Annotated in this window: 4 protein-coding genes; 2 read left to right on the forward strand and 2 right to left on the reverse strand. The window is 73.9% G+C overall.

Features of this window, described 5'->3' with window-relative positions:
* Positions 1 to 145: 145 nt before the first annotated feature.
* Positions 146 to 643 (reverse strand): PH domain-containing protein, encoded by a 498-nt coding sequence (locus DQW06_RS18850; protein ID WP_117199017.1) that lies wholly within the window; start codon positions 641 to 643, stop codon positions 146 to 148.
* Positions 644 to 751: 108 nt separating this feature from the next.
* On the opposite strand from DQW06_RS18850, the gene DQW06_RS18855 reads away from it, so the two are divergent.
* Entirely contained in the window at positions 752 to 1,660 is a 909-nt protein-coding gene (locus tag DQW06_RS18855; protein ID WP_013153279.1) for an SPFH domain-containing protein, read from the forward strand.
* A 15-nt stretch (positions 1,661 to 1,675) separates the two neighbouring features.
* Positions 1,676 to 1,915 (forward strand): hypothetical protein, encoded by a 240-nt coding sequence (locus DQW06_RS18860; protein ID WP_013153278.1) that lies wholly within the window; start codon positions 1,676 to 1,678, stop codon positions 1,913 to 1,915.
* A gap of 148 nt (positions 1,916 to 2,063) precedes the next feature.
* Here the strand turns inward: DQW06_RS18860 and DQW06_RS18865 are convergent, their stop codons facing one another.
* The gene (locus tag DQW06_RS18865) at positions 2,064 to 3,731 is read right to left on the reverse strand and encodes an FAD-binding dehydrogenase (protein ID WP_013153277.1); all 1,668 of its coding nucleotides are present in this window, start codon (positions 3,729 to 3,731) and stop codon (positions 2,064 to 2,066) included.
* Between the last annotated feature and the right edge of the window lie 206 nt (positions 3,732 to 3,937).

Here is a 3,937-nt window from a genome sequence, read left to right on the forward strand (position 1 = left end):
CCGGCGGGCGCCGAGGCTCCCGCCGGGGCGGGGCCCGGCACCGCGCTGGCCGGTCCGGCCGGGGGGCCTTCCGCCCGAGGGGCGGGTGGTTCGCTCTGCCCGGGCACCGGAGGGAACTCCTCGGGGCCGGGGCGGTGTCCGTCGCTCATGTCGCGTCCCCCGGGGTCGCCTGGGTGGTGTCGGTGAGCTGGTCGGCCACGCGCGTGGCCAGTTCGTGGTCCAGGCCGGTGATCTTGATCGGGCCCGCGGCGGAGGCGGTGGTCACGGTGACGCTGGAGAGCCCGAACGCCCGCTGGAGGGGGCCGCGGGCGGTGTCCACGGTCTGGATGCGCGACATCGGGGCCACGCGCCACTCCTGCCAGAGCCAGCCGCTGGAGGTGTAGACGGCCGTGTCGGTGACCTCCCAGCGGTGGACGCGGTAGCGCCACCGCGGCATGACCACGGTGATCAGGAGTCCGATCCCGCCGACCACCGCGGCGGCGGCCAGGAACCACGCGCGCGGCGGCTCCCAGATGATCGCGGGCACCACGGGGATCGCGGTGAGGACGACCGTCACGGTCAGGGACCGGGTGGTCCACCAGTGGACGGCGCGCCCGTCCACCCGGTGGCGGGGTGGGCGCAGGCGGGGGGTGTCGGCGCTCATCGCGTCCACGCCTCCTTCGGTTCGGGGCCCTGGCGGGCCGGTGTCTTTTAAAAGTGATATCACAATGCTATGCTCGCGTCATCACCCAGAAGAGAACGGAAACCTCAGATGACCGCTACCGGCCAGGTCCCCACCCCGGCGCCCCAGTACCGAGAACACCCCGCCGCCAGCATCAACGGCATGGTGATGGCGGTGGTCAGCATCCTGCTCTTCCTCCTCGGCGTCGCCGTCGCGCTGTCGCCCATCGTCGGACTGCCCGTGCCCCTGGTGGCGGTCGGCGTGGTCCTCGCCGTGGTCGGCTTCCTGTTCTTCATCGGACTGGAGATGGTCGCGCCCAACGAGGCCAAGGTCGTCCAGCTCTTCGGCCGCTACGTCGGCAGCGTCCGCACCGACGGCCTGCGCTGGGTCAACCCCTTCACCGTCCGCAAGGGCGTCTCCACCCGCATCCGCAACCACGAGACCTCCGTGATGAAGGTCAACGACGCCTCCGGCAGCCCCATCGAGATCGCCGCCGTCATCGTCTGGCAGGTGGAGGACACCGCCCGCGCCTCCTTCGAGGTGGACGACTTCGTGGAGTTCGTCTCCATCCAGACCGAGGCCGCCGTGCGCCACATCGCGGGCAACTACCCCTACGACTCCTACGACACCGACACCAGCCGCTCCCTGCGCGGCAGCGCCGACCTCATCACCGAGCAGCTGTCCCGGGAGGTCGGCGAGCGGGTCGAGGCGGCGGGAGTGCGGATCGTGGAGACGCGCTTCACCCACCTGGCCTACGCCTCCGAGGTCGCCCAGGCCATGCTCCAGCGCCAGCAGGCCAGCGCGCTGATCGCCGCCCGCCAGGAGATCGTCGAAGGCGCCGTGGGCATGGTCGACCGCGCGCTCGCCCGCCTCTCGGAGGAGGGCGTGGTGGAGCTGGACGAGGAGCGCAAGGCCGCCATGGTCAGCAACCTGCTCGTGGTGCTGTGCTCCGACCGCCCCGCCAGCCCCGTCGTCAACGCCGGAACCCTGTACCAGTGACCGCGTGAGGTGGCAGTGCCCGAGCGCAAGAAGGTGCTGCTGCGGCTCGACCCCGCCGTCCACGACGCGCTCGCGCGGTGGGCCGGGCAGGAGCTGCGCAGCACCAACGCCCAGATCGAGTTCCTGCTGCGCCGCGCGCTGGACGACGCGGGGCGGATGCCCAAGGAGGCGGGGGCCATCCCCCGCCGCGGCCGACCGCGCAGACCCGAGCCGGAGCAGCCGGAGCCCGAGCAGGAGGACGGCCCGGGGAAGTGACGGCGCCGCCGGAGCCGCCGGTCCGGCTGCCCGTGGGGCGCCCGGACCGGCGTACGCCCGGCGCGCCGGCCCCGGGGACGTCTGCTTCGGGCCGCGCCGCCATTCGCGGGCCCCGGGCGGGGGACGACGGCCCGGGGAGGGGAGCGCGCTAGCCCAGCGCCGCCGCGGCGGCCCGACCGGCCGTGCGGCCCGAGAACAGGCAGCCGCCCAGGAAGGTGCCCTCCAGCGCCCGGTAGCCGTGCACCCCGCCGCCGCCGAACCCGGCGACCTCGCCCGCGGCGTACACCCCCGGCAGCGGCGTGCCGTCCGCGCGCAGCACGCGGGCGTCCAGGTCGGTGTGCAGGCCGCCCAGGGACTTGCGGGTGAGCACGTGCAGGCGCACCGCGATCAGCGGGCCCGCCTTGGGGTCCAGGATCTGGTGCGGGGACGCCACCCGGGCCAGGCGGTCGCCCCGGTAGTTGCGCGCCCCGTGGATCGCCGTCACCTGGAGGTCCTTGGTGAAGGTGTTGACCATCTCCCGGTCGCGGGCCACCACCTCGCGGGTGACGGTGTCGGCGTCGAGCACGCCGTCGCCCGCGATCTCCCTCATCCTCCGGATCAGCTCGGGCAGCCGGCCGGCGACGGCGAAGTCCGCGCCGTTGCGCTTGAAGGCCTCCACCGGCCCCGGCGCGCCCGGCAGCACCCGCTTGAGGACGAGCCCGAGGTCCTTGCCGGTCAGGTCGGGGTTCTGCTCCGACCCCGACAGGGCGAACTCCTTCTCGATGATCCTCTGCGAGAGCACGAACCACGTGTACTCGTGGCCGCTGCGCATGATGTGCTCCAGGGTCCCCAGGGTGTCGAACCCGGGGAAGTAGGGCGCGGGCAGCCGTTTGCCGGTCGCGTCCAGCCACAGCGAGGAGGGCCCCGGCAGGATGCGGATGCCGTGCCGGGCCCAGACGGGGTCCCAGTTCTGGATGCCCTCGGTGTAGTGCCACATGCGGTCGGGGTTGACGATCCGCCCGCCCGCCCGTTCGGTGATGGCCAGCATGCGCCCGTCCACGTGCTCGGGCACCCCCGAGAGCATGTGCTCGGGCGGGGTGCCCAGGCGCTCGGGCCAGTTGCGGCGCACCAGGTCGTGGTTGGCGCCGATTCCGCCGGAGGTGACGATCACCGCCTGGGCGGAGAACTCGAAGTCGCCCACCGCCTCGCGTCCGCTGGCCTCGCCCCGCCTGACGCCGCTGGGGGCCAGGACCGCGCCGCGCACGCCGGTGACCGTCCCGCCCGTGACCACCAGTTCGTCCACCCGGTGGCGGAAGCGCAGTGAGACCAGGCCGCGCTCGGCCGCCGCGCGCACCCGCCGCTCGAACGGCGCGACCACGCCCGGGCCGGTGCCCCAGGTGATGTGGAACCGGGGCACGGAGTTGCCGTGGCCGTCGGCCAGGTAGCCGCCGCGCTCGGCCCAGCCCACGAGGGGGAAGAACCGTATCCCCTGCCGGTGCAGCCAGGAGCGCTTCTCCCCGGCGGCGAAGTCCACGTAGGCCTCGGCCCACCGGCGGGGCCAGGCGTCCTCGGGGCGGTCGAACCCCGCCGTGCCCGTCCAGTCCTGCATGGCCAGCTCGGCGGAGTCCCTGATGCCCATGCGCCGCTGCTCGGGGGAGTCCACGAGGAACAGCCCGCCGAAGGACCAGAACGCCTGGCCGCCCAGGGACTGCTCGGGCTCCTGGTCCAGCAGGAGCACGCTCCTGCCCGCGTCGGCCAGTTCGGCGGCCGCGGTCAGGCCCGCGAGCCCGGCGCCGACGACGATGACGTCGGCGCGGTCGTCTCCGCTACTACCCATGCTGTTCCCCTCAGGTCGGCCGTGCCCGGGGCACGGTGTGCGCGATGGTGACGACTGTGCCGCCGCCGCTGCGGCGCGGCAAGGGCGAAGTGTGCCGTGCGCCACAGGATTTGTCAGGAGGTGACAAACCCTCCCGGCTCGGCCGCGGTCGTGCACGGACCGCACACCACGGGCTCCGGCGGTACCGCGTCAGCGCGGTGCCGCCG

The sequence above is a fragment of the Nocardiopsis sp. TNDT3 genome (assembly GCF_003427465.1).
Classification (GTDB): domain Bacteria; phylum Actinomycetota; class Actinomycetes; order Streptosporangiales; family Streptosporangiaceae; genus Nocardiopsis; species Nocardiopsis dassonvillei.